We start from the raw sequence: 23,910 nt of genomic DNA on the forward strand, positions 1-23,910 counted from the left end.
CGAGGATGTTGCATGACGTTATCCCTGCCGCAAAATTACCGGGAAATCCTGATAGGTCTGGGTGAAAACCCGGATCGCGAGGGTTTGCTCGAGACGCCCGCCCGGGCGGCCAAGGCCATGCAGTACCTTTGTCATGGCTATGAGCAAAGCGTCGAGGAGATCGTCAACGGGGCGCTGTTCGACTCGGATAACGACGAGATGGTGATCGTCGACGACATCGAACTCTACTCACTCTGCGAACATCACCTGCTGCCCTTCATCGGCAAGGCTCATGTGGCTTATATTCCAACCGGCAAGGTTCTGGGGCTGTCGAAGATCGCGCGGATTGTCGACATGTTCGCCCGCCGTCTGCAGGTCCAGGAAAACCTTACCCGGGAAATCGCCGACGCGATTCAGCAAGTGACCCAGGCCGCCGGCGTCGCGGTGGTGATCGAGGCCAAACATATGTGCATGATGATGCGCGGCGTCGAGAAGCAGAATTCGACCATGAACACCTCGGTGATGCTCGGCGCCTTCCGCGAGTCGAGCACCACCCGCCAGGAATTCCTGCAATTGATTGGACGGAGCAAGTAGCAATGCCACAACTTCAACCAGGAATGGCGCGCATCCGGGTCAAGGACCTGTGCCTGCGTACCTTCATCGGAATCAATGAGGACGAAATCCGCAACAAGCAGGATGTGCTGATCAATCTGACCATCCTCTACGCAGCACAAGACGCCGTACGCGACAACGACATCGACCATGCACTGAATTACCGCACCATCACCAAAGCGATCATTGCCCATGTCGAGGGCAATCGTTTTGCCTTGCTCGAACGCCTGACCCAGGAACTGCTCGATCTGGTGATGACCAACGAATCGGTGCTGTACGCCGAAGTCGAAGTCGATAAACCCCATGCCCTGCGTTTCGCCGAGTCGGTGTCGATCACCCTCGCCGCGAGCCGCTGACCAATGCCTGGCGAATTACCCGTCAGGCTTTTATCATCCGCACCACGATAGACAGCACAGAGCCCATCATGACCGATCAACAACGCCTCGAACTCGAAGCCGCCGCCTTCCGCCGCCTGGTCGCGCACCTGGACAGCCGCAAGGATGTGCAAAACATCGACCTGATGAACCTTGCCGGTTTCTGCCGCAACTGCCTGTCCAAGTGGTACAAGGCCGAGGCCGACGATCGCCAGATCGAAGTCAGCCTCGACGACGCCCGCGAAGTGGTTTACGGCATGCCGTACGCCGAGTGGAAAGCTCAATACCAGCAAGAAGCCAACGCCGAACAGCAAGCGGCGTTTGCCAAAGGAAAAACCCATGACTGATCTGAACACCCTGTGCGCCAGCCTCAAGAGCGGCGAACACGCCTTCGCCGAGACCCTGGCGTTTATCGCCGCCGGCTACGACTACCAGCCCCAGGCCTTCAACAACGGCGGCGTGGAAAACGCTGCCGGGCAGAACGAAGGCTCGTGCAAGACCTTGGGTCTGGCGCTGCTGGAAGGCTTGAGCGATGAAGAAGCCTTGCTGGCGTTCGGTGAGCACTACCGCTCGGTGGTCGCCACACCTGAGGGCAGCGATCACGGCAATATCCGCGCGTTGATTGCTCATGGGTTGGCAGGCGTGAAGTTCGAAGCTCAGCCGCTGCAGCGTAAAGCCTGATCCCTGTGGGAGCGGGTTTGTTTGGGATGGCCTCTTCGCGGGCAAGCCCGCTCCCACAGTGGATTGGCGGTGTGCACACTACCTGTGGCTGACGCTCCCACATTAGAAAGTTGTTGTTTGTGAAATTGCGTGCATAAAAAAACCGGCTTTTTCGCCGGTTTTTTTTCATTCCATCAGACTCAGAACTTAGCGTTCTGCAGGTCGTCCAGATAACGCTCTGCGTCCAGTGCAGCCATGCAGCCGGCGCCCGCCGAAGTGATCGCCTGACGGTAAACGTGGTCAGCCACGTCACCCGCCGCGAAGATACCTTCGAGGCTGGTCGCAGTGGCATTGCCTTCACGGCCGCCCTGAATCACCAGATAGCCGTCTTTCAGGGTCAGCTGACCTTCAAACAACGAAGTGTTCGGCGTATGGCCGATGGCGATGAACACGCCGTCGACTTTCAGCTCGTCGAAGCTGCCATCGTTGTTCTTCAGGCGCGCACCGGTCACGCCCATGTTGTCGCCCAACACTTCGTCGAGGGTCGAGTTCAGCTTGAGGACGATCTTGCCCTCGGCAACCCGCGCGTGCAGCTTGTCGATCAGGATCTTCTCGGCACGGAAGGTTTCGCGACGGTGGATCAGCGTGACTTTACTGGCGATGTTGGCCAGGTACAGCGCTTCCTCAACGGCGGTGTTACCACCACCGACCACTGCCACTTCACGGTTGCGGTAGAAGAACCCATCACAGGTGGCGCAGGCCGAAACGCCTTTGCCCATGAAGGTTTCTTCCGAAGGCAGACCCAGGTAACGGGCGCTGGCGCCGGTCGCGATGATCAGTGCGTCGCAGGTGTAAGTAGCGCTATCGCCGGTCAGGGTGTAAGGCTTGGCGGCGAAGTCGACGGCGTTGATGTGGTCGAACACGATTTCGGTTTCAAAGCGCTCGGCATGCTCTTTCATGCGGTCCATCAGCGCCGGGCCGGTCAGGCCATGGACATCGCCCGGCCAGTTGTCGACTTCGGTGGTGGTGGTCAGCTGGCCGCCGGCCTGCATGCCGGTGATCAGCAACGGCTTGAGGTTGGCACGAGCGGCATAGACCGCAGCGCTGTAACCGGCAGGGCCGGAACCGAGAATAATCACTCGCGAATGACGTACATCAGACATGACTCACTCCTATTGACCGGCCCAGGCATCTGGCACGGATGCCGGAAACCGGCTGGAATAAAAAAGGACTGCTAAAGCACTTGAGAAGCTCGACAGTCCTGAAAATAATGGGTGCAGCGTATCGAGGGGGCGAAGATTAAGGAAATACGGATTAACAATCCAGCTCATAGGCGGTCTCTATCCCCAAGAGGCTGATTTAAGGACGCCTTTGTTACAGTTAATGTCGACGCCATTGCTGCGCTTTCGCCTGTAGTGCAAAGCCGTTAAGGTCGGCGAGTTTTCTCATCGCAAGGAACACGCTATGCCCGCCCCCGTTCTGTCCGGCCCGCAATACCTGCGCGAAGGCCTGAAGCTGGTTCTCAGTCCCGGCCTGCGTTTGTTCGTCCTGCTGCCCCTGGCAATCAACCTGGTGCTGTTCGTCGGATTGATCTACCTGGCCAGCCAGCAGTTCAGCCAATGGGTCGATACCTTGATGCCCTCACTGCCTGATTGGTTGAGTTTCCTCAGCTATGTCATCTGGCCGCTGTTCGTCGTGCTGGTGGTGCTGATGGTGTTCTTCACCTTCACCATGCTGGCCAACATCATCGCCGCGCCGTTCAACGGTTTTCTCGCGGAGAAAGTCGAAGTGGTGCTGCGCGGTACCGACGACTTCCCGGCCTTCAGCTGGGGCGAGTTGATCGCCATGGTCCCGCGGACCTTCGCCCGGGAAATGCGCAAACTCGGCTATTTCCTGCCGCGAGCCATTGGCTTGTTCATCCTCTCGTTCATTCCCGTGGTCAACCTGGTCGCCGCACCACTGTGGCTGCTGTTCGGCGTGTGGATGATGGCTATCCAATACATCGACTACCCGGCGGACAACCACAAGCTGGGCTGGAACGAGATGCTCGCCTGGCTGCGGGAGAAACGCTGGCAGAGCCTGGGCTTCGGCGGGAGCGTGTATCTGGTGCTGCTGATTCCGCTGGTCAACATCCTGATGATGCCGGCCGCGGTGGCTGGCGCGACGCTGTTCTGGGTGCGTGAGCGTGGGGCTGAGAACCTGGTGGTCAAACAAGGCTGACCCTGCGTCACAAATCCGTCATCGCGATGACACAATGACGACATGGCCTCAGCCGACACTGAGGTCATGACGACAGCTCTGCGTATTACCCTGATCACCGAAACCTTCCCCCCGGAAATCAACGGCGTGGCCAATACCCTTGGTCGCTTTTACGATGGATTGCGCGCGCGCGGGCATCAGGTCGAACTGGTCCGGCCACGCCAGGGCAGCGACCAGAGCCGGCCGAGTGACGAGCAACTGCTGCTCTGTCGCGGTTGGCCGTTACCCGGCTACCCCGGCCTGCAATGGGGACATTCTTCGATGCACAAGCTGCTGCGTCGCTGGAAGCGCCAACGGCCCGATGTGCTGTACATCGCCACCGAAGGCCCCTTGGGCTTGTCGGCCCTGCGGGCCGCTCGACGCTTGGGCATCTCGGTGGTCAGTGGTTTTCACACCAACTTTCAGCAGTACTCCAACCAGTACGGCCTGAGCCTGTTGACCCGGCTGCTGACCCATTATCTGCGCTGGTTTCATAACCGCTCGACATTGACCCTGGTGCCCAGCGCCAGCCAGCGTATGGAGCTGGAGCGTCGGCACTTTGAACGCTTGGCGCTGCTTTCCCGTGGCGTGGACAGCCAGCTGTTTCACCCGGCCAAGCGCCAGAACGCACTGCGGGAAACCTGGGGCCTGGATGACGACGATATTGCGGTCATTCACGTAGGACGCCTCGCGCCGGAGAAAAACCTCGGATTGCTCAAGCGCACCTTCACGACCTTGCAGACAATGTATCCACAGCGCCGGATGAAATTGGTCGTGATAGGTGATGGGCCGCAACGTGCTGCACTGGAGAAGGAATTGCCGGAAGGGATTTTCTGCGGCTCGCTGCGCGGGGAAACGCTGGCTAGCCACTATGCATCAGGGGATCTGTTTCTGTTTCCAAGCCTGACCGAAACCTTCGGCAACGTAGTGCTCGAAGCCTTGGCGTCGGGATTAGGCGTGGTGGCTTACGATCAGGCAGCGGCGGCCCAGCACATTCGCCATGGTTACAACGGCGTGCTGGCCATGCCCGGCGACGAAGACGCGTTCTGCGATGCCGCGTGCTGGTTGCTGGAGGAACAGGAAAGCTTGCGTCGGGTGCGACTCAATGCCCGCCAGCATGCCAGTCGACAAGGCTGGGCTGCGGTCATCGAGCAGTTTGAAGGGCAGTTGCGTGGGGTTTGTCAGGAAGAGCAGGTGGTTGGGAATGTATCTAGTTCGATCTGATTCTTTCAGTGCATTCTATAAAGCCATCGCGAGCAAGCTCGCTCCCACAGGTTTTGGGTCAATCACAATAATTGGGATCTGATCCGGATCCTTGTGGGAGCGAGCTTGCTCGCGATGGCGTCAGCCCAGACGCTGCTTAAACCAGGCTCATCAACGCCTCACGGCTGAATGGCAGGATGTCCTGCTCGCGGCCTTCGCGCACCTTCAGCGCCCAGTCCGGATCGACCAACAGTGCGCGACCGACGGCAACCAGGTCGAACTCATCGTTGTTCAAGCGCTCCAGCAGTTTCTCCAGGCTGGCCGGTTGCGCGACTTTGTCGGTGTTGACCATGAACTGCAGGAATTCGCCATCCAGGCCAACGCTGCCCACGGTAATGGTCGGCTTACCGGTCAGCTTGCGGGTCCAGCCGGCCAGGTTCAGCTCGGAACCGTCGAACTCCGGCTCCCAGAAACGTCGTGTCGAACAATGGAAGATATCCACACCGGCGTCGGACAGTGGCTTGAGGAACTCACCCAAGGCCTCTGAGGTTTGCACCAAACGAGCCGTGTAATCCTGCTGCTTCCACTGGGAGAAGCGGAAAATGATCGGGAAGCCCGGGCCGACCGCAGCGCGCACAGCCTGGATCAACTCGATGGCGAAACGCGAACGATTGGCCAGGCTGCCGCCGTATTCGTCGGTGCGCTGGTTGCTGCCTTCCCAGAAGAACTGGTCCACCAGATAACCATGGGCACCGTGAATCTCCACACCGTCCATGCCGATGCTCTGAGCGTCTTTGGCAGCCTGGGCGAACGCGGCGATGACGTCCTGGATATCTTGCCTGGTCATGCCGTGAACGACGACCTGAGCGTCCTTGAGTTTTTCCGAAGGGCCATAACCCGGCACGCTGACATCCGGCTCTGTGCCGATCCGCCGAACACTACCGACATGCCACAGCTGCGGAACAATCTTGCCGCCTTCAGCGTGCACCGCATCGACGACTTTCTTCCAGCCCGCCAGCGCTGCTTCACCGTAGAAATGCGGGACGTTGGGGTAACCGTTGGAAGCCTTGTGACCGACGGTCGTGCCCTCGGTGATGATCAGGCCCACGCCCGCGGCGGCGCGACGACGGTAGTACTCGATCACTTTCGAATTCGGCACGCCACCCGGGGAAAACGAACGGGTCATCGGGGCCATTACCACACGGGTCGGCAGTTCGAGGTTGCCGAGGTGGAACGGTTTGAACAGGGCTTTGACAGGCATGGGGCGCTCCACGAAATACGCTATCGACGGGACGGAAGTTTTATGACGGCGATAATATGCGGAGCGCTTTGCCCTGGATAGCACTATTGATTTGGGTGATTAAGGATCAGAAGAGAGGGAAGGATCGCAACTTTTGGCGGTGCCCACAGGCGCGAGCTGCCGCAGGCTGCGATCTTTTGATTGTGTTTCAGCTCAGCGCTTTTTCGATCGCCTGAACCACGGCCGGATCATTGGGTGCGGTACGTGGTGAGAAACGCGCCAGCACACGTCCATCTTTACCCAGCAGGAATTTCTCGAAATTCCAGGTAATGTCGCCAGGGAACTCGGCACCCTCGCCCGCCAGCAGACGGTATAGCTGATGGCGATCATGGCCGTTCACTTCCAGCTTGCTGGACAACGGGAACGTCACGCCATAGTTGAGGCTGCAGAACTCCTTGATCTCCTGTTCAGTACCCGGTTCCTGCCCGGCAAATTGATTGCACGGCAAACCCAGCACACTGAAGCCTTGCTTCTTGTACTGTTGGTAGAGGTTTTCCAGCGCCGCATATTGCGGCGTCAAACCACATTTGGAGGCGACGTTGACCACCAGCACGACATGCCCTTTGAAGGGCGCGAGAGGTAGGTCCTGGCCATCCAGAGCTTTCAATTTCAGGTCGTGAAAAGCACTCATGACGAACTCCAAATTTCCCGTGTTCTTCTCGAAATAGCCACTCGACAGTGCAACCGCACTGCAGTCAGAAACAGCCGCGGACTAAAAAGGCGCCCTCGGGCGCCTCTCCAGCTATCTGAGCTTAGCGCAGAAAATCAGTGGTGATGGCCACCTTCGCCATGGACGTGACCATGAGCGATTTCTTCCTGGCTGGCGTCGCGGATATCAACGATTTTGACCTGGAAGTTCAAACGCTGGCCAGCCAACGGATGGTTGCCGTCGACGGTAACGTCGTCGCCGTCCAGATCACGGATGGTGACGATCTGCATCTGGCCGTCCGGAGCGGATGCGTGGAACTGCATGCCTACTTCCAGCTCGTCGACGCCTTCGAACATGCTGCGGCTCAGGGTGCTGACCAGTTCGGCAGCGTATTCGCCGTAGGCATCTTCAGGTTCTACGGCAACAGTCAGTTCGTCACCGACCTTCTTGCCATCCAGAGCCTTTTCCAGGCCCGGGATGATGTTACCTGCGCCTTGCAGGTAGACCAGCGGCGCGCCGCCGGCGGAGCTGTCGATGACCTCACCAGCGTCGTTGGTCAGGGTATAGTCGATGGAGACAGCCTTATTGGCGGCGATCAGCATGGGGCGAGACCTTTTGCATAAGAAGATAGAAAGACCAAGTTTAGCGAAGCAATCGCCCGAAAGCGAACAGAACACGGACGGACGGGTCGCTTCGAAAGGCTCGACGATCACCGGCTTTCGTCAGGATGAAGACGGGCACTGGGTTGTCATGCTTTCCTGCGGCCATACCCAGCACCTGCGCCACCAGCCACCGTGGCAATCCCGGGCCTGGGTGACGGATCCTGTGCAACGCCAGGAAAAAATAGCTCAGCCCTTTGACTGCGGCTGGTGTGCTCAAGGCCCGGATAGCGATAACCTTAGCGATTGATATCCGGTAGATGGCCAGCCATAGGCCTCACCCTTGCGCACATTCCGAGAATCTCGCATGCAGACTTTTTTTATCGCGCCCACCGATTTTGGTGTGGGTCTGACCTCCATCAGCCTCGGGCTGGTGCGTACCCTCGAGCGGGCCGGCCTCAAAGTCGGCTTTTTCAAACCGATTGCCCAGCCGCATCCGGGTGACCTGGGTCCTGAGCGCTCCACTGAATTGGTGGCCCGCACCCATGGTCTGAAACCGCCTCAACCGCTGGGCCTGGCCCACGTCGAGCGGATGCTCGGCGACGGTCAACTGGACGAACTGCTCGAAGAAATCATCACCCTTTACCAGCAGGCCGCCGTCGGCAAGGACGTGCTGATCGTCGAGGGCATGGTCCCGACCCGCAGCGCCAGTTACGCGGCGCGGGTCAATCTGCACTTGGCCAAAAGCCTCGATGCCGACGTGATTCTGGTCTCGGCACCGGAAAACGAAGTGCTGACCGAATTGTCCGGCCGGGTGGAATTGCAGGCGCAATTGTTCGGCGGGCCGAAAGACCCGAAAGTCCTTGGCGTGATCCTCAACAAGGTCAAGACCGACGAAAGCATGGAGGCCTTCGCCTCGCGCCTGAAGGAACACTCGCCGTTGTTGCGCAGTGGCGACTTCCGCCTGCTCGGCTGCATCCCGTTTCAACCGGAACTGAACGCGCCGCGCACCCGCGACGTGGCCGATCTGATGGGCGCTCAGGTGCTCAACGCTGGCGACTACGAAACCCGGCGCATGACCAAAATCATCATCTGCGCCCGCACCATGCGCAACACCGTAGAGCTGCTCAAGCCCGGCGTGCTGGTGGTGACCCCTGGCGATCGCGACGACATCATCCTCGCGGTCAGCCTCGCGGCGATGAACGGCGTGCCCCTGGCCGGCCTGTTGCTGACCAGTGACACCCTGCCCGACCCGCGCATCATGGATCTGTGCCGTGGCGCCTTGCAGGCCGGCCTGCCAGTGTTGTCGGTCAGCACCGGTTCCTATGACACCGCCAACCAGCTGAACGGGCTGAACAAGGAAATCCCGATCGATGACCGCGAGCGCGCGGAGATCATCACCGATTTCGTCGCCAGCCACCTCGACGCCAACTGGCTGCACCAACGCTGCGGCACGCCACGGGAAATGCGCCTGTCGCCCGCCGTGTTCCGCTATCAACTGATCCAGCGCGCCCAGGCCGCCAACAAGCGCATTGTGTTGCCCGAAGGCAGCGAGCCGTTGACTGTGCAGGCCGCCGCGATCTGTCAGGCGCGCGGCATTGCCCGTTGCGTATTGCTGGCCAAACCGGCGGACGTCGAAGCCGTCGCCCGCGCCCAAGGCATCGAGTTGCCGCCGGGGCTGGAAATCCTCGACCCGGACCTGATCCGCGAGCGCTACGTCGAGCCGATGGTTGCGCTGCGCAAGACTAAAAGCCTCAACGCGCCGATGGCCGAGCAGCAACTGGAAGACACCGTGGTGATCGGCACCATGATGCTGGCGCTGGATGAAGTCGACGGGCTGGTGTCCGGGGTCATTCACTCCACGGCCAACACCATCCGCCCGGCCCTGCAGCTTATTAAAACGGCGCCGGGCTGCACGCTGGTGTCGTCGGTGTTCTTCATGCTGTTCCCCGAAGAGGTGCTGGTTTACGGCGACTGCGTGATGAACCCGCACCCGAGTGCCAGCGAACTGGCTGAGATTGCCTTGCAAAGCGCCGATTCGGCAGCGGCGTTTGGCATCACTCCGCGCGTGGCGATGATCAGCTACTCCAGCGGTGAATCGGCCAGCGGCGAAGAAGTCGAGAAGGTCCGGGAAGCGACGTTGCTGGCCCATGAAGCGCAGAACTCACTGCTGATCGACGGCCCGTTGCAATACGACGCGGCCGCCAACGAAACCGTCGCCCGGCAACTGGCGCCCAACAGCCAGGTCGCCGGCCGCGCCACGGTGTTCGTGTTCCCCGACCTGAACACCGGCAACACCACCCACAAGGCCGTGCAGCGCAGCGCCGATTGCGTCAGTCTCGGGCCGATGCTGCAAGGCCTGCGCAAGCCGGTGAACGACCTGCCGCGCGGCGCGCAAGTCGATGACATCGTCTACACCATCGCGTTGACCGCGATCCAAGCTGCCAACCGACCTATGGATGTTTAAATGCTGGATTTTCTACCTGCACCCGTGCGCGGCGTGATCGCCTCGCTGTTGTTGGCGCTGAACACTATCGTCTGCTGCACGCCGCTATTCGTGGTGGCGGTCTTCAAACTGCTACTGCCATTCCCGGCCGCCCAACGCTTCACCGACTGGCTGATGAGCCACATCCACGAAGCCTGGATCAGCAACAACAAAGCCTGGATGAACCTGCTGCGCCGCACCCGCTGGCACCTCAGCGGCCTTGGCGGCCTGGACTATCAGCACTCGTACCTGATCACCAGCAACCACCAGAGCTGGGTCGATATCATGGTGTTGCAGTACGTACTGAACCGGCGCATCCGCCCGCTGAAGTTCTTCCTCAAGCAGGAGCTGATCTGGGTCCCGGTGATCGGTCTGGCCTGGTGGGCGCTGGGCTTCCCGTTCATGAAGCGCTACTCCAAGGCCTACCTGGCCAAGTACCCGGAGAAGAAAGGCAAGGACCTGGAAACCACCCGCAAGACCTGCGCGAAGTTTCAGAACAACTCTGTCGGGATCTTCAACTTCGTCGAAGGTACGCGTTTCACCGAAGGCAAGCACGCACAGCAGAATTCACCGTTCCGCTATCTGCTCAAACCCAAGGCCGGCGGCATCGCTTTTGTGTTGGACGCCATGGGCGAGCAACTGGAGTCGATCGTCAACGTCACCATTCACTACCCGGCCGGACGTCCAGGTTATTGGGACTTGCTGTGCGGGAATGTGCAGGACGTTGTAGTGCATTTCGAGGAAGTACGCATTGCACCGCAGTTCATCGGCAAGAACTACGACCAGGATGATCAATACCGACTGGAGTTCCAGCAGTGGATCAATGTGCTGTGGGAAAACAAGGATGCCTTGCTGGCGCAGATGCATCGGGAGTATCCGGCCACAAAATAAAGTGGCTGTGAGGGCCTCTTCGCGGGCAAGCCCGCTCCCACAAGGATTGCAGGTGAACACATAACCTGTGGGAGCGGGCTTGCCCGCGAAAGCGATCTTCAGACCAATACAAATCCTGGATCAATAAAAAGCCCGCAACCGATCACTCGGCTGCGGGCTTTTTAGTGCGCGTGAAGCTTAGATCGCGCCGCGTTTACGCAGCAGTTCCAGCACTTGCTTGACGCTTTCTTCCAGCGACAGCGACTGGGTATCGACCACAAGGTCGGCGTCCAGCGGCACGTCGTACGGGAAGGAGTCGCCAGGGATGTTGTCCCCGCCCGCCGCGTACAAGCCTTGTGGATCGCGCTCGGCGCAGACCGTCGGCGAGGCCTGGACGTAGACCGTCAGCAGACGCTCCTTGCCGATCAGGTCCCTGGCCTGCTCACGACCTTCGGCACTCGGGGCAACGAACGCAGCCAGTGTCAGCAGGCCGGCTTCGTTGAACTGACGCGCGACGTGAGCCGCACGACGCCAGTTCTCGGTACGCCCGGAACGATCCTGCGGCAGACCTTTGTTCAGGTCATGACGCAGGTTCTGGCCGTCGAGTACAAACACTGCACGGCCCATGTCGAACAACTTGCGTTCAACCGCATAAGCCAGTGTGCTTTTGCCCGCGCCGGACAAGCCGCTGAACAACACGGTGGCTGGTTGCTGGCCAAAACGCTGGGCACGCTCTTCAACGGCTACATGAGCCAGTTTGCCGTGATGAGTGACGCTGTCGTGAGCCACAGGCTGGGCGATGATCATGCCCGCCGCGACAGTGCCATTGGTCAAACGGTCGATGACGATGAACGAACCGGTGGTGCGGTTGCTGGCGTAGCCGTCCAGTGCAATGGCCGCATCGAGGCTGATCTTCACCCGACCAATCTCGTTCAACTGCAACGCGCTGGCAGGACCTTCAGCCAGGGTGTTCACATCGACGCGATTGACGATGCTGGTGATCGAACCCGGCACGTAGGAAGTAGCGCGCTTGATGTCGTATTTCTTGCCCGGCAGCATCGGCTCTTCAGCCATCCACACCAACATGGCGTCGAAGGCGTCGGTCACTTGCGGCACGTTGTCGGCATGCACCAGCAAATCGCCGCGGGAGATATCGATCTCGTCTTCCATGGTCAGCGTCACTGCCTGACCCGGACCTGCGTGTTCCAGCTCGCCATCGAAGGTGACAATGGATTTGACGCGGCTGCTCTTGCCCGACGGCAGAACCACGACTTCATCGCCCTTGTGCACGATGCCGCTGGCCAGCGTACCGGCGAAACCCCGGAAATTCAGGTTCGGGCGGTTGACGTACTGCACCGGGAAACGCAAGTCGGTGTAGTTGCGGTCACTGGCGATTTCGACGGTTTCGAGAATCTCCATCAACGACTGACCGGTGTACCAGGGCGAACGCTCGCTCTTGTTCACCACGTTGTCGCCCTTGAGCGCCGACATCGGAACGAATGCCATGGTGCTCGGCTTGAACGCGATGCCATCGGCGAACTTCAGGTAGTCGGCCTTGATCGACTCGAACACATTTTCATCGAAGCCGTTGAGGTCCATCTTGTTGATGGCGACGACGATGTGCTTGATGCCCAGCAACGAGGCGATGAAGCTGTGACGACGGGTCTGGGTCTGCACACCGTAGCGGGCGTCCACCAGAATAATCGCCAGGTCGCAGGTCGAGGCGCCGGTGGCCATGTTGCGGGTGTACTGCTCATGGCCGGGGGTGTCGGCGATGATGAATTTGCGCTTGGCGGTCGAGAAATAGCGATAGGCGACATCGATGGTGATGCCCTGCTCGCGCTCGGCCTGCAGGCCGTCGACCAGCAACGCCAGGTCGATATCGTCGCCGGTGGTGCCGACTTTCTTCGAATCGCGGGTGATGGCTTCCAGATGATCTTCGTAGATCATCTTGGAGTCGTGCAGCAGGCGCCCGATCAGGGTGCTCTTGCCGTCATCGACGTTGCCACAGGTAAGAAAGCGCAGCATTTCCTTGCGTTCGTGCTGGCCCAGATAGGCGAGGATGTCCTCGCTGATCAAATCAGATGCATGCGACATGACAACCCCTTAGAAATAACCCTGACGTTTCTTTTCTTCCATCGAGCCGGCGCCATCATGATCGATGACCCGGCCCTGGCGTTCGGAAGTTCGCGTCAGGAGCATTTCCTGAATGATGTCGGTCAGGCTGGTGGCCTCGGACTCGACCGCACCGGTCAACGGGTAGTCGCCGAGCGTACGGAAGCGGACTTTTTTCTTGACGATACGCGCCTTGTCTTCATCACTCAGGTGATTAAGCAGACGCTCGTCGTCGATCATGATCCAGGTGCCATTCATCTCGATGACATCGCGTTCGGCGGCGAAGTACAGCGGCACGATCGGGATACCTTCGAGGTAGATGTATTGCCAGATGTCCAGCTCGGTCCAGTTCGACAGCGGGAATACCCGGATCGACTCGCCTTTGTTGACGTTGCCGTTGTAGACGTTCCACAACTCGGGACGCTGGTTTTTCGGGTCCCAGCGGTGCTTGTTGTCACGGAAGGAATACACGCGCTCTTTGGCGCGAGACTTCTCTTCGTCGCGACGGGCGCCACCGAAAGCGGCGTCAAAGCCGTATTTGTCCAAAGCCTGCTTGAGGCCTTCGGTCTTCATGATATCGGTGTGCTTGGCGCTACCGTGGGTCAGCGGGTTGATGCCCTGCGCAATGCCCTCGGGGTTGACGTGTACCAGCAGGTCCAGGCCCAGTTCTTCGACCATGCGGTCGCGGAACGCGTACATTTCCTTGAACTTCCACTGGGTGTCGACGTGCATCACCGGAAACGGAAGTTTGCCCGGGAAGAATGCCTTGCGCGCAAGATGCAGCATTACGGCGGAGTCTTTACCGACGGAATACAGCATCACCGGGTTATCGAACTCGGCGGCGACCTCGCGGATGATGTGGATGCTTTCGGCCTCCAGCTGTTTCAGATGCGTCAGTTTGTCGACCATAGCTACTCACGAAAACGATCTTGTGGACGGCCAGCGGGCCGTGTTCGAGCGGGGAATCCTAGCACAGCGCTCCCTTCTAATCAGGACCGCGGCTAGATCGAAAGGGTATATGAATATACCCCCTCGTTTGGCCACCACGGACCCCTTGTGGGAGCGAGCTTGCTCGCGATGACTGACTCACATTCAACATTGATGTCGACTGATATACCGCTATCGCGAGCAAGCTCGCTCCCACAGGAGTCGGGGGTGCCTGGCAAATCCGCTATCAGATGGGATTCGGGCAATCGATGAAGATGTGCTCGAGGGCGAAACGTCGCGCCAGGTAATCGCCCAAAGCCTGCACCCCGTAACGCTCGGTGGCGTGGTGACCGGCGGCGATGAAACTGATGTCGTTTTCCCGGGCGCTGTGGAACGTCTGTTCGGAGGCCTCGCCGCTGAGGTACAGATCGACGCCAGCCAACACTGCCTGATCAATGTAACCCTGGCCGCCACCGGTGCACCAGCCGACCCGACGAATCATCTCGCTGCCTTCGATCAGCAACGGCTCGCGCCCCATGACTTCCTGCACGCGGCGGGCGAAATCGCGAGGGGTCATCGGTTCGCTCAACGAGCCGACCAGGCCAACGATTTTCAGATTGTCCGGATCCAGCGGGCCTTCGACCGTGATGTCCAGTTGCCGGGCAAGCTGCACGTTATTACCGACTTCCGGGTGCAGATCCAGCGGCAAATGATAGGACAGCAGGCTGATATCGTGCTTGAGCAGGGTTTTCAACCTGCGCTGCTTCATGCCGGTGATGCACGGGTTCTCGCCCTTCCAGAAATAACCGTGATGCACCAGCACCAGATCAGCCTTGGCCTCCACCGCCGCATCCAGCAACGCCTGGCTGGCCGTAACGCCGCTGACGATGCGCATGACCTGTGGTCGGCCTTCGACCTGCAAGCCGTTAGGACAGTAATCGGCAATCCGCGAACTGTTAAGGTAGCGGTCCGCTTCTTCTACCAGGGTGTTCAGGGCAACGGCCATAAAAGACTCCTAAATATCCCGTTCCGAGGCGCTCGCACGCCTCTATAATGCGCGACATTATGGGCCGTATGCGGTCCTTCGTAACCTCCCAGGACTTGCTCAATGCTCAAGGCTTTGCGTTTTTTTGGCTGGCCGCTGTTGGCCGGTGTGCTTATCGCGTTGCTGATTATGCAGCGTTACCCGCAATGGGTCGGGCTGCCAAGCCTTGACGTCAACATGCAGCAAGCTCCGCAAACCAGCATGCTTCAACAGGGGCCGGTGTCTTACTCCGATGCCGTGACCACCGCCGCGCCTGCGGTAGTCAACCTGTACACCACCAAGGTGATCAACAAACCTGCTCATCCGCTGTTCGAGGATCCGCAGTTCCGGCGTTTTTTCGGGGATAACTCGCCCAAGCAAAAGCGCATGGAATCCAGCCTCGGCTCGGGCGTGATCATGAGCCCGGAAGGCTACCTGCTGACCAACAACCATGTCACCAGCGGCGCCGACCAGATCGTGGTGGCGCTCAAGGATGGCCGCGAAACCCTGGCCCGGGTGATCGGTAGCGACCCGGAAACCGACCTTGCGGTGCTGAAAATCGATCTGAAGAATTTGCCCTCGATCACCGTCGGCCGCTCCGACAACATCCGTATCGGCGATGTTGCGCTGGCCATCGGCAACCCGTTCGGCGTCGGCCAGACCGTCACCATGGGCATCATCAGCGCCACCGGGCGTAACCAGCTCGGCCTGAACAACTACGAAGACTTCATCCAGACCGACGCCGCTATCAACCCCGGCAACTCGGGTGGTGCTTTGGTGGACGCCAATGGCAACCTGACCGGGATCAACACGGCGATCTTCTCCAAGTCCGGCGGCTCCCAGGGCATCGGATTCGCTATCCCGATCAAACTGGCCATGGAAGTGATGAAGTCGATCATCGAGCACGGCCAGGTGATCCGTGGCTGGCTCGGTATCGAAGTCCAGCCATTGACCCAGGAACTGGCGGAATCCTTCGGCCTCTCCGGGCGTCCGGGCATCGTGGTCGCAGGGATTTTCCGTGACGGCCCGGCGCAGAAAGCCGGCCTGCAACTGGGTGACGTGATCCTCAGCATCGATGGTGAACCGGCCGGTGACGGACGTCGCTCGATGAACCAGGTGGCGCGGATCAAGCCGACCGACAAGGTCAGCATCCAGGTCATACGCAACGGCAAAGAGCTCAAGCTCACGGCGGAGATCGGCCTGCGTCCGCCGCCAGCGCCTGTCAAAGAAGGCGAGTAAGCCCAGGCAAACGATCAAAAGCGAGCTCTATTATTGAGATGAATTCTCACTAGTCATGTTATATTGTTTCAATATCGCTATTGGAACCATGACATGACGTCTCGCAATATTGTCTCCCTGGCCGGTCTGGCCCTTGGTCTGCTGGGAGCTCCGGTCTTCGCCAACGAACCGCGAACCCTTGAGCTGGACGCCATCAGCGTCACCTCCGATTACGAATCCCCCACCGGTCCGGTCAAGGGCTATCGCGCCACTCGCTCCTCCAGCGCGACCAAAACCGATACGGCCATTCGAGACATTGCGCAGTCCATCAGCGTAATCCCCGCCAGCGTGCTCAAGGATCTGGGCAGCACCAGTGTCGAACGCGCACTGGAGTTTGCCGGCGGCGTCTCGAAACAAAACAATTTCGGCGGTCTGACCCTCTACGAATACAGCGTGCGCGGCTTCACCACCTCGGAGTTCTACAAGGACGGTTTCAGCGCCAACCGCGGTTACCCAAGCACGCCGGATGCCGCCAACATCGAGCGCATCGAAGTGCTCAAAGGCCCTGCGGCCAGCCTGTATGGCCGGGGCGATCCCGGCGGCACGGTCAATATCGTCACCCAGAAACCCCAGCCCGAAGCCTTCACGACCTTGCAAACCAGCGCTGGCAGTTGGGATCGTTATCGCACCGCCCTCGACGTCAACACTCCGCTGGACGATCAGAGCGATGTGCTGGCCCGGGTCAACCTCGCGGTGGAGGACAACAACAGCTTCCGCGATCACGTCGACAGCAAGCGGGTGTTCGTCGCGCCGTCGTTCAGCTGGCAACTCAACCCGGATACCCATCTGCTGGTGGAAAGCGAATTCGTTCGCCACAGCTCGACCTTCGACCGTGGCATCGTCGCGCCCAATAACCAATGGAGCGGTGTCTCGCGCTCGACCTTCCTCGGCGAGCCCAACGACGGCGATATCGATAACCACAACAACATGCTTCAAGCCGCACTCGAACATCAGCTCAACGACAGCTGGAAGCTGCGCCTGGCCAGTCATTACAAGGAGGGCAAGCTCTGGGGCTTCGCCTCCGAAAACCGGCCATTGAACGCCGACGGCCACACCGTCAACCGCCGTTACCGCGAGCGCGATACCAACTGGCATGACAGCATCACCCAACTCGAGCTGCGCGGCCTGTTCGACATCGGCAGCTGGCAGCATGAACTGCTGATCGGCAGCGAATACGAGAATTTGCGCAAGAACGAACGGGTCACCACCATCGCCGGCAGCCCGTATGCCATCGATATCTATAACCCGGTTTACGGTCAGCCGAAACCCAATGGCACGCGTTCAGGGAGCGACTTCTTCGAACACGTCGAAAGCCAGGCGCTGAATCTACAGGACCAAATCGTCTTCACCGACAAACTGCGCGGCATGCTCGGTGCACGCGTCGAACACTTCGAACAACGCATCGACGATCACAGTCGCAACGCCACCAGTCGCCAGAGCCACGACGCACTGACTCAACGGGCCGGTCTGCTCTATCAGCTGACGCCGCAAGTCGGGCTGTTCGCCAACGCCTCCACCTCGTTCAAACCGAACAACGGTCTGGATGCCGCTGGCAAATCCTTCGACCCGGAAGAAGGTGTCGGCTACGAAGTCGGGATCAAGAGTGAGCTGTTCGACGATCGCTTGAGCACCACCCTCGCCGCCTTCCATATCGAAAAGGAAAACGTCCTCGCACTTGACCCGAGTACCGACTCCAGCCGCGCCATGGGCAAGGCCCGCAGCCGGGGTGTCGACCTGCAAGTCACCGGGCAAGTGACCGACGCCGTGCGAGTGATCGGAGCCTTCGCTTACATCGACGCCGAAGTCACCCAAGGCGACAAGGTCATTCCCACCGGCAGTCGAATCCTCGGCGTGGCCAAACGCAGCGGCAGTCTGTTGGGGGTTTATGAATTTCAGGATGGCCATTTGCGCGGTTCGGACCTCGGCGCGGCATTCACCTATGTCGGCGATCGTTCGGGTGAAGCCGGCGGCGACTTCGAACTGCCGGCCTACCACACCGTCGACCTGTTGGCCCATTACAAGGCCAGCGAAAACGTCACCGTGGGGCTGAATCTGAACAACCTCTTCGATGAGAAATATTTCGAGCGCTCCTACAGCAACTACTGGGTCAACCCCGGCGAGCCGCGCAATTTCACCGTCAGCCTGACACTTAATCTGTAAAAGGAAATCGCCATGCAACACGCTAAATCACTGGCTCTGCTGGGTCTGCTCGGCGCGATGTTCGCCACTCACGTCTCGGCCCATGGCCTGTGGACCGAACAACGTCGCGGCAATATCGAAGCCATCTACGGTGATGGCGCCGAGGACGATGCCTTCAAGGCGCAGAAAATCAGCGGTGCCTGGGCCTATGACGCCGAGGGCAAGATGATCCCGGTTACCGTGCAACGCCTGGCCGACCATGCGCGCCTGCAGCCACTCAAACCACCCGCCGTGCTGGCAGTCGCACTGGATAACGGCATGTGGTCGCAGACCGCCGACAAAAAGTGGATCAATGAGGGACGCAGCAAGGTGCCAGGGGCAATCGAGTCGACCCAGACCTTCAAGTACAGCCTGGCGATTTATCAGCCTGGGGCGAAGCTGCCAAAGCTCGATCAGATGAAGTTGCTGATTTTGCCGGAAGTTGATCCGCTGACGGTCGGGCCGGGGAAATCGTTGCCAGTGCGGGTGCTACTGGATGGCAAACCGGCGGCGGGGGTGAAATTGGTGGGCGACTACCGCAGCGCGCCGAACACCTTGAGCACCGAGACGGATGCCGAAGGCCGGGCACAGGTGCTGGTGCGCAATGAAGGGTTGAATGTGATTGCAGCGCAGGTGGAAATCCCGCTGAAGGACAATGCTGATGTGGCGACACGCGGACTGTTCAGTTCGCTGACGTTCGTTGGTGAGGCGCATCACGAGTAACCAGCCACCACACAAAACCTGTGGGAGCGAGCTTGCTCGCGATGAGGCCATAACATTCAATATTTATGTTGAATGCCAGACCGCTTTCGCGAGCAAGCTCGCTCCCACAGGATCGGGGATGGTTTAGAGGTCGCCGAGGCCGTCGATCAGTGCTTGATTCTGCTCTGGCGCGCCGATGGAAATCCTCAGGAACTGGGCAATCCGCTCCTGCTTGAAGTGCCGCACGATCACCCCCTGTTCGCGCAACTTCGCCGCCAGCCCTGCCGCATCGTGCTTCGGGTGACGGGCGAAGATGAAGTTCGCCGCCGACGGCAGCACCTCAAACCCCTTCGCCTGCAGTTGCTCAACCACATATTCACGACTGTCGATGACCAGCTTGCAGGTCTTGTCGAAGTACTCGCGATCCTCGAACGCCGCCGCAGCCCCCACAATCGCCAGACGATCCAGTGGATAGGAGTTGAAGCTGTTCTTGATCCGCTCCAGCGCTTCGATCAGGTCCGGATGCCCCACTGCCAGGCCAACCCGCAGGCCGGCCAGCGAACGGGACTTGGACAGGGTCTGAGTCACCAGCAGGTTCGGATAGCGGTCCACCAGCGTGATCGCCGTTTCGCCACCGAAGTCGATGTAAGCCTCATCGACCACCACCACTGAATCCGGGCTGGCTTTGAGGATCTGCTCCACAGCGTCCAGCGCCAACAGGCAACCGGTGGGCGCGTTCGGATTGGGGAAAATGATCCCGCCGTTCGGCTTGGCATAGTCCGAGACACGAATCTGGAACTGCTCGTCCAGCGGCACCGCGTCGAACGCGATGCCATACAACCCGCAGTAGACCGGATAGAAGCTGTAGCTGATGTCCGGGAACAGCAGCGGTTTATCGTGCTGCAGCAAACCGTGGAAGATGTGCGCCAGCACTTCATCGGAACCGTTGCCGAGGAACACCTGTTTGCTCTGCACGCCGTAGTACCTGGCCACGGCTTGCTTGAGCAGATCGCTGTTCGGATCCGGGTACAGACGCAGGTTGTCGTTCAACTCGGTCTGCATCGCCGCCAAGGCTTTAGGCGATGGACCGTACGGGTTTTCGTTGGTGTTGAGCTTGACCAGCTTTGCCAGCTTCGGCTGCTCGCCCGGCACGTAAGGCACCAGATCCTTGACGAACGGGCTCCAGAATTTACTCATGTTCAGTTCCCCTGCCCTTGAAGAAAGTGTTCGTCAATGACGCGGTATTCGGCGCTGCGGGCGTGAGCGGTCAGTGACTCGCCACGGGCCAGCACGGAAGCGGTCTTGCCCAGTTCGGATGCACCCTGCTCGGAGCAGAAGATGATCGACGAGCGTTTCTGGAAGTCGTAAACACCCAGCGGCGAGGAGAACCGCGCCGTACCGGAAGTCGGCAACACGTGGTTCGGACCTGCGCAGTAATCGCCCAAGGCTTCGCAGGTGTGACGGCCCATGAAGATCGCCCCGGCGTGGCGGATCTGCGGCAGCCAGGCTTGCGGATCGGCGACCGACAGCTCCAGGTGCTCCGGCGCGATGCGGTTGGCCACTTCGATGGCTTGTTCCATGTCGCGGACCTTGATCAGCGCACCACGGCCATTGATCGAGGTCTCGATGATCTCGGCGCGCTCCATGGTCGGCAGCAGTTTGGCGATGCTGGCAGCGACCTTGTCGAGGAATTCGGCGTCCGGACTGACCAGAATCGCCTGGGCATCTTCGTCGTGCTCGGCTTGGGAGAACAGGTCCATGGCGATCCAGTCCGGATCGGTCTGACCATCGCAGACCACCAGAATCTCCGACGGGCCGGCGATCATGTCGATACCGACCTGGCCGAACACGTGGCGCTTGGCGGTGGCGACGTAGATGTTGCCCGGGCCGACCACTTTGTCGACCTTGGGCACGCTTTCGGTGCCGTAAGCCAGCGCGGCAACCGCTTGAGCGCCACCGATGGTGAACACCCGGTCGACACCGGCGATGCAGGCTGCGGCCAGCACCAGTTCATTGATTTCACCACGCGGGGTCGGCACCACCATGACCACTTCGGTCACGCCGGCAACCTTGGCCGGAATCGCGTTCATGAGCACCGATGACGGGTACGACGCTTTGCCGCCCGGTACGTACAGACCGGCGCGATCCAGTGGTGTGACCTTCTGGCCCAGCACCGTGCCGTCGGCTTCGGTGTAGCTCCAGGAATCCTGTTTCTGTTTTTCGTGGTAGCTGCGTACTCGGGTCGCAGCCTTTTCCAGAGCTTCGCGCTGGGGCGCGGTGATCCGGGTCAGGGCCAGTTCCAGACGTTCGCGAGGCAGGATCAGGTCCGCCATGGACGCGACTTCCAGGCCATCGAACTTCTGGGTGAATTCCACCAGCGCCGCATCGCCGCGTTCGCGCACGGCTTTGATGATGTCCAGCACCCGCTGGTTGACCGAGTCGTCAGACACACTTTCCCAGCTCAGCAGATGATCCAGATGAAGCGCGAAATCCGGGTCAGCAGCGTTGAGTCGGCGAATTGCAGTCGGTGCGGTCATAGCGAGAGCCTCATAGGAATGGCAAAAACTCAGGCGCCCTAAGCTAGCAGCCGATCCGCTTGGGCACCTGAGAATTCTGGCTATGAGGCGGATAGACGGGCGCGACTCAAGGTCGCGCAGGTGAATCAGCCGCGGTGTCGAGACTCCACTGCCTTGCGCAGGGTGTCGATCAACGCCTGGATACGGTCGTGCTGCATTTTCATCGAAGCTTTGTTGACGATCAGCCGGGAGCTGATGTCGGCAATGAAGTCCTGGGGTTCCAGGCCATTGGCGCGCAGGGTGTTGCCGGTGTCGACCACGTCGATGATCTTGTCGGCCAGACCGATCAGCGGCGCCAGTTCCATCGAACCATAGAGCTTGATGATGTCGACCTGACGGCCCTGCTCGGCGTAATAACGCTTGGCGACGTTGACGAACTTGGTCGCCACTCGCAGGCGGCCCTTGGGCTCGACGTCACCGACACGGCCGGCGGTCATCAGCTTGCACAGGGCAATTCGCAGGTCCAGCGGCTCGTACAGGCCCTGGCCACCGTATTCCATCAGCACATCTTTACCGGCGACGCCGAGGTCGGCGGCACCATGCTCGACATAGGTCGGCACATCGGTGGCGCGCACGATCAGCAGGCGCACATCGGCCTGGGTCGTGGGGATGATCAGCTTGCGGCTCTTGTCCGGATTCTCGGTCGGCACGATGCCTGCTTCAGCCAGAAGCGGCAGGGTGTCGTCGAGAATGCGGCCCTTGGACAGTGCGATGGTCAGCATGGGAAACGTAAGTCCTTATCAGGATACTTATGCCCGGTCGCAAACGGCGCCGGACAACCATCGAGCCTGAACATTACGGGCTCGACTTGAAACGAAACCAACTGTCGGGCACATCCCTGTGCCCTTGACGCAAAAACTAGCCTGGTACGCGGCGAATCTTCGCGCCGAGCATCTGCAGTTTTTCTTCGATGCACTCGTAACCACGGTCGATGTGGTAGATGCGGTCGATCAGCGTGTCGCCTTCGGCGATCAGTGCCGAGATGACCAGGCTGGCCGATGCACGCAGGTCGGTGGCCATCACTGGCGCGCCCTTGAGCTTTTCGATGCCGGTGACGATGGCGGTGTTGCCTTCGACCTGGATGTGAGCGCCCATGCGGTGCAGTTCGTAAACGTGCATGAAGCGATTTTCGAAGATCGTCTCGATCACCGCGCCGGTGCCTTCGGCAATGGCGTTGAGGGAGATGAACTGCGCCTGCATGTCGGTCGGGAACGCCGGGTACGGAGCCGTACGGATGTTGACGGCTTTTGGCCGCTTGCCGTGCATGTTCAGCTCGATCCAGTCTTCACCGCAGGTGATTTCGGCACCGGCTTCCTTGAGTTTTTCCAGTACGGCTTCAAGGATGGTCGGATCGGTGTCCTTGACCTTCACACGGCCGCCGGTCACGGCAGCAGCGACCAGGTAGGTACCGGTTTCGATGCGGTCAGGCATCACCTTGTAAGTGGTCGGGTGCAGACGCTCGACGCCATCGATGGTGATGGTGTCGGTGCCGGCGCCAGAGATTTTGGCGCCCATGGCGATCAGGAAGTTCGCCAGATCGATGACTTCAGGTTCGCGAGCGGCGTTTGCCAGAACGCTGCGGCCCTTGGCCAGAGCGGCTGCCATCATGATGTTTTCGGTACCGGTCACGCTGACGGTGTCGAAGAAGAAGTGCGCACCGCGCAGGCCACCTTCAGGCGCCTTGGCCTTGATGTAGCCACCTTCGACGTCAATGGTCGCGCCCATGGCTTCGAGGCCACGGATGTGCAGGTCAACCGGACGCGAGCCAATGGCGCAACCGCCAGGCAATGCGACTTCGGCTTCACCGAACCGGGCAACCATCGGGCCCAGCACCAGGATCGAGGCACGCATGGTTTTCACCAGTTCGTACGGAGCGATCAGGGTCTTGATGGTGCGCGGATCGATTTCGACGCTGAGTTTCTCGTCGATCACCGGCTCGATGCCCATGCGACCGAACAGCTCGATCATGGTGGTGATGTCGTGCAGGTGCGGCAAGTTGGCGACCGTCACCGGGCCATCGCACAGCAAGGTTGCAGCCAGAATCGGCAGGGCGGAGTTCTTTGCCCCGGAGATGCGGATTTCGCCATCAAGACGAATACCGCCGGTAATAATCAATTTATCCATAAGAATCTCGACGCCCT

The 23,910-nt window shown here is 59.9% G+C and carries 23 protein-coding genes; 12 read left to right on the forward strand and 11 right to left on the reverse strand.

The features are described from left to right. The first annotated feature begins 12 nt into the window (after positions 1 to 12). The 4 genes from folE to AC3I0A_RS22705 all read left to right on the forward strand — a co-directional run bounded on the left by folE (position 13) and on the right by AC3I0A_RS22705 (position 1,646). The gene (gene folE / locus AC3I0A_RS22690) at positions 13 to 573 is read left to right on the forward strand and encodes a GTP cyclohydrolase I FolE (RefSeq protein WP_489374822.1); all 561 of its coding nucleotides are present in this window, start codon (positions 13 to 15) and stop codon (positions 571 to 573) included. A 2-nt stretch (positions 574 to 575) separates the two neighbouring features. After that, positions 576 to 947, forward strand: coding sequence for a dihydroneopterin triphosphate 2'-epimerase (folX, locus tag AC3I0A_RS22695; protein WP_489374823.1), 372 nt, complete (start codon positions 576 to 578; stop codon positions 945 to 947). A gap of 68 nt (positions 948 to 1,015) precedes the next feature. Then, a complete protein-coding gene (locus AC3I0A_RS22700) occupies positions 1,016 to 1,312 on the forward strand; it encodes a DUF1244 domain-containing protein (RefSeq protein WP_489374824.1) in 297 nt (98 codons plus the stop codon). Further along, on the forward strand, positions 1,305 to 1,646 hold the full coding sequence (locus AC3I0A_RS22705; protein WP_489374825.1) for a HopJ type III effector protein: 342 nt from the start codon (positions 1,305 to 1,307) through the stop codon (positions 1,644 to 1,646). The genes AC3I0A_RS22700 and AC3I0A_RS22705 overlap by 8 nt, the downstream gene beginning before the upstream one ends. 179 nt (positions 1,647 to 1,825) lie before the next feature. Here AC3I0A_RS22705 and trxB read toward each other — a convergent pair whose 3' ends face one another. Then, complete coding sequence (gene trxB / locus AC3I0A_RS22710; protein WP_489374826.1) at positions 1,826 to 2,788, reverse strand: thioredoxin-disulfide reductase; 963 nt, start codon at positions 2,786 to 2,788, stop codon at positions 1,826 to 1,828. Positions 2,789 to 3,089: 301 nt separating this feature from the next. On the opposite strand from trxB, the gene cysZ reads away from it, so the two are divergent. Continuing rightward, positions 3,090 to 3,845: a sulfate transporter CysZ gene (gene cysZ / locus AC3I0A_RS22715; RefSeq protein WP_489374827.1), complete on the forward strand. Its 756-nt coding sequence runs from the start codon at positions 3,090 to 3,092 to the stop codon at positions 3,843 to 3,845. A gap of 42 nt (positions 3,846 to 3,887) precedes the next feature. Then, the gene (locus AC3I0A_RS22720; protein WP_489374828.1) at positions 3,888 to 5,087 is read left to right on the forward strand and encodes a glycosyltransferase family 4 protein; all 1,200 of its coding nucleotides are present in this window, start codon (positions 3,888 to 3,890) and stop codon (positions 5,085 to 5,087) included. A 136-nt stretch (positions 5,088 to 5,223) separates the two neighbouring features. On the opposite strand, the gene AC3I0A_RS22725 is transcribed toward AC3I0A_RS22720, so the two are convergent. The 3 genes from AC3I0A_RS22725 to AC3I0A_RS22735 all read right to left on the reverse strand — a co-directional run bounded on the left by AC3I0A_RS22725 (position 5,224) and on the right by AC3I0A_RS22735 (position 7,617). Continuing rightward, on the reverse strand, positions 5,224 to 6,327 hold the full coding sequence (locus tag AC3I0A_RS22725) for an NADH:flavin oxidoreductase (protein ID WP_489374829.1): 1,104 nt from the start codon (positions 6,325 to 6,327) through the stop codon (positions 5,224 to 5,226). 187 nt (positions 6,328 to 6,514) lie between these two features. Next, positions 6,515 to 6,997 (reverse strand): glutathione peroxidase, encoded by a 483-nt coding sequence (locus AC3I0A_RS22730; protein WP_489374830.1) that lies wholly within the window; start codon positions 6,995 to 6,997, stop codon positions 6,515 to 6,517. Positions 6,998 to 7,131: 134 nt separating this feature from the next. After that, positions 7,132 to 7,617 carry an FKBP-type peptidyl-prolyl cis-trans isomerase gene (locus tag AC3I0A_RS22735; protein ID WP_489374831.1) on the reverse strand — a complete coding sequence of 162 codons (486 nt, stop codon included), beginning with the start codon at positions 7,615 to 7,617 and terminating at the stop codon, positions 7,132 to 7,134. Here AC3I0A_RS22735 and AC3I0A_RS22740 point away from each other — a divergent pair. From AC3I0A_RS22740 to yihG, 3 genes are read left to right on the forward strand one after another with little or no spacing between them, the layout of a single operon-like run. After that, positions 7,586 to 7,924, forward strand: a complete 339-nt coding sequence (locus AC3I0A_RS22740; RefSeq protein WP_489374832.1) for a DUF3565 domain-containing protein — start codon at positions 7,586 to 7,588, stop codon at positions 7,922 to 7,924. The two genes, AC3I0A_RS22735 and AC3I0A_RS22740, sit on opposite strands and share 32 nt — an antisense overlap. A gap of 57 nt (positions 7,925 to 7,981) precedes the next feature. After that, a complete protein-coding gene (gene pta / locus AC3I0A_RS22745) occupies positions 7,982 to 10,081 on the forward strand; it encodes a phosphate acetyltransferase (RefSeq protein ID WP_489374833.1) in 2,100 nt (699 codons plus the stop codon). Next, positions 10,082 to 10,990, forward strand: a complete 909-nt coding sequence (gene yihG / locus AC3I0A_RS22750; RefSeq protein WP_489374834.1) for a 1-acylglycerol-3-phosphate O-acyltransferase, YihG family — start codon at positions 10,082 to 10,084, stop codon at positions 10,988 to 10,990. It begins immediately after the preceding gene. Positions 10,991 to 11,167: 177 nt separating this feature from the next. Here the strand turns inward: yihG and cysN are convergent, their stop codons facing one another. From cysN to AC3I0A_RS22765, 3 genes are all read right to left on the reverse strand, one after another. Then, on the reverse strand, positions 11,168 to 13,066 hold the full coding sequence (gene cysN, locus AC3I0A_RS22755; protein ID WP_489374835.1) for a sulfate adenylyltransferase subunit CysN: 1,899 nt from the start codon (positions 13,064 to 13,066) through the stop codon (positions 11,168 to 11,170). 9 nt (positions 13,067 to 13,075) lie between these two features. Then, complete coding sequence (gene cysD, locus AC3I0A_RS22760) at positions 13,076 to 13,993, reverse strand: sulfate adenylyltransferase subunit CysD (protein WP_489374836.1); 918 nt, start codon at positions 13,991 to 13,993, stop codon at positions 13,076 to 13,078. A 265-nt stretch (positions 13,994 to 14,258) separates the two neighbouring features. After that, positions 14,259 to 15,017: a Nif3-like dinuclear metal center hexameric protein gene (locus AC3I0A_RS22765; RefSeq protein ID WP_489374837.1), complete on the reverse strand. Its 759-nt coding sequence runs from the start codon at positions 15,015 to 15,017 to the stop codon at positions 14,259 to 14,261. A gap of 102 nt (positions 15,018 to 15,119) precedes the next feature. Here AC3I0A_RS22765 and algW point away from each other — a divergent pair, with 102 nt between their 5' ends. The 3 genes from algW (at position 15,120) to AC3I0A_RS22780 (ending at position 19,214) form a co-directional block, all read left to right on the forward strand. After that, the gene (algW, locus tag AC3I0A_RS22770; RefSeq protein ID WP_489374838.1) at positions 15,120 to 16,274 is read left to right on the forward strand and encodes a Do family serine endopeptidase AlgW; all 1,155 of its coding nucleotides are present in this window, start codon (positions 15,120 to 15,122) and stop codon (positions 16,272 to 16,274) included. Between the two features lie 93 nt (positions 16,275 to 16,367). Beyond that, on the forward strand, positions 16,368 to 18,473 hold the full coding sequence (locus tag AC3I0A_RS22775) for a TonB-dependent siderophore receptor (protein WP_489374839.1): 2,106 nt from the start codon (positions 16,368 to 16,370) through the stop codon (positions 18,471 to 18,473). Positions 18,474 to 18,485: 12 nt separating this feature from the next. Beyond that, positions 18,486 to 19,214: a DUF4198 domain-containing protein gene (locus AC3I0A_RS22780; protein ID WP_489374840.1), complete on the forward strand. Its 729-nt coding sequence runs from the start codon at positions 18,486 to 18,488 to the stop codon at positions 19,212 to 19,214. A 123-nt stretch (positions 19,215 to 19,337) separates the two neighbouring features. Here the strand turns inward: AC3I0A_RS22780 and hisC are convergent, their stop codons facing one another. The 4 genes from hisC to murA all read right to left on the reverse strand — a co-directional run bounded on the left by hisC (position 19,338) and on the right by murA (position 23,893). Further along, on the reverse strand, positions 19,338 to 20,390 hold the full coding sequence (hisC, locus tag AC3I0A_RS22785) for a histidinol-phosphate transaminase (protein WP_489374841.1): 1,053 nt from the start codon (positions 20,388 to 20,390) through the stop codon (positions 19,338 to 19,340). Positions 20,391 to 20,392: 2 nt separating this feature from the next. Next, positions 20,393 to 21,730: a histidinol dehydrogenase gene (hisD, locus tag AC3I0A_RS22790; RefSeq protein WP_489374842.1), complete on the reverse strand. Its 1,338-nt coding sequence runs from the start codon at positions 21,728 to 21,730 to the stop codon at positions 20,393 to 20,395. Between the two features lie 125 nt (positions 21,731 to 21,855). After that, positions 21,856 to 22,491: an ATP phosphoribosyltransferase gene (gene hisG, locus AC3I0A_RS22795; RefSeq protein ID WP_489374843.1), complete on the reverse strand. Its 636-nt coding sequence runs from the start codon at positions 22,489 to 22,491 to the stop codon at positions 21,856 to 21,858. A 136-nt stretch (positions 22,492 to 22,627) separates the two neighbouring features. After that, a complete protein-coding gene (murA, locus tag AC3I0A_RS22800) occupies positions 22,628 to 23,893 on the reverse strand; it encodes a UDP-N-acetylglucosamine 1-carboxyvinyltransferase (RefSeq protein ID WP_489374844.1) in 1,266 nt (421 codons plus the stop codon). Between the last annotated feature and the right edge of the window lie 17 nt (positions 23,894 to 23,910).

The organism is Pseudomonas sp. KH_024_B2, from assembly GCF_057839965.1.

Coding starts and splice junctions, on each gene's coding strand:
- folE (WP_489374822.1), top strand. CDS start 13: ATGACGTTATCCCTGCCGCAAAATTACCGGGAAATCCTGATAGGTCTG.
- folX (WP_489374823.1), top strand. CDS start 576: ATGCCACAACTTCAACCAGGAATGGCGCGCATCCGGGTCAAGGACCTG.
- AC3I0A_RS22700 (WP_489374824.1), top strand. CDS start 1,016: ATGACCGATCAACAACGCCTCGAACTCGAAGCCGCCGCCTTCCGCCGC.
- AC3I0A_RS22705 (WP_489374825.1), top strand. CDS start 1,305: ATGACTGATCTGAACACCCTGTGCGCCAGCCTCAAGAGCGGCGAACAC.
- trxB (WP_489374826.1), bottom strand. CDS start 2,788: ATGTCTGATGTACGTCATTCGCGAGTGATTATTCTCGGTTCCGGCCCT.
- cysZ (WP_489374827.1), top strand. CDS start 3,090: ATGCCCGCCCCCGTTCTGTCCGGCCCGCAATACCTGCGCGAAGGCCTG.
- AC3I0A_RS22720 (WP_489374828.1), top strand. CDS start 3,888: ATGGCCTCAGCCGACACTGAGGTCATGACGACAGCTCTGCGTATTACC.
- AC3I0A_RS22725 (WP_489374829.1), bottom strand. CDS start 6,327: ATGCCTGTCAAAGCCCTGTTCAAACCGTTCCACCTCGGCAACCTCGAA.
- AC3I0A_RS22730 (WP_489374830.1), bottom strand. CDS start 6,997: ATGAGTGCTTTTCACGACCTGAAATTGAAAGCTCTGGATGGCCAGGAC.
- AC3I0A_RS22740 (WP_489374832.1), top strand. CDS start 7,586: ATGGAGACAGCCTTATTGGCGGCGATCAGCATGGGGCGAGACCTTTTG.
- AC3I0A_RS22735 (WP_489374831.1), bottom strand. CDS start 7,617: ATGCTGATCGCCGCCAATAAGGCTGTCTCCATCGACTATACCCTGACC.
- pta (WP_489374833.1), top strand. CDS start 7,982: ATGCAGACTTTTTTTATCGCGCCCACCGATTTTGGTGTGGGTCTGACC.
- yihG (WP_489374834.1), top strand. CDS start 10,082: ATGCTGGATTTTCTACCTGCACCCGTGCGCGGCGTGATCGCCTCGCTG.
- cysN (WP_489374835.1), bottom strand. CDS start 13,066: ATGTCGCATGCATCTGATTTGATCAGCGAGGACATCCTCGCCTATCTG.
- cysD (WP_489374836.1), bottom strand. CDS start 13,993: ATGGTCGACAAACTGACGCATCTGAAACAGCTGGAGGCCGAAAGCATC.
- AC3I0A_RS22765 (WP_489374837.1), bottom strand. CDS start 15,017: ATGGCCGTTGCCCTGAACACCCTGGTAGAAGAAGCGGACCGCTACCTT.
- algW (WP_489374838.1), top strand. CDS start 15,120: ATGCTCAAGGCTTTGCGTTTTTTTGGCTGGCCGCTGTTGGCCGGTGTG.
- AC3I0A_RS22775 (WP_489374839.1), top strand. CDS start 16,368: ATGACGTCTCGCAATATTGTCTCCCTGGCCGGTCTGGCCCTTGGTCTG.
- AC3I0A_RS22780 (WP_489374840.1), top strand. CDS start 18,486: ATGCAACACGCTAAATCACTGGCTCTGCTGGGTCTGCTCGGCGCGATG.
- hisC (WP_489374841.1), bottom strand. CDS start 20,390: ATGAGTAAATTCTGGAGCCCGTTCGTCAAGGATCTGGTGCCTTACGTG.
- hisD (WP_489374842.1), bottom strand. CDS start 21,730: ATGACCGCACCGACTGCAATTCGCCGACTCAACGCTGCTGACCCGGAT.
- hisG (WP_489374843.1), bottom strand. CDS start 22,491: ATGCTGACCATCGCACTGTCCAAGGGCCGCATTCTCGACGACACCCTG.
- murA (WP_489374844.1), bottom strand. CDS start 23,893: ATGGATAAATTGATTATTACCGGCGGTATTCGTCTTGATGGCGAAATC.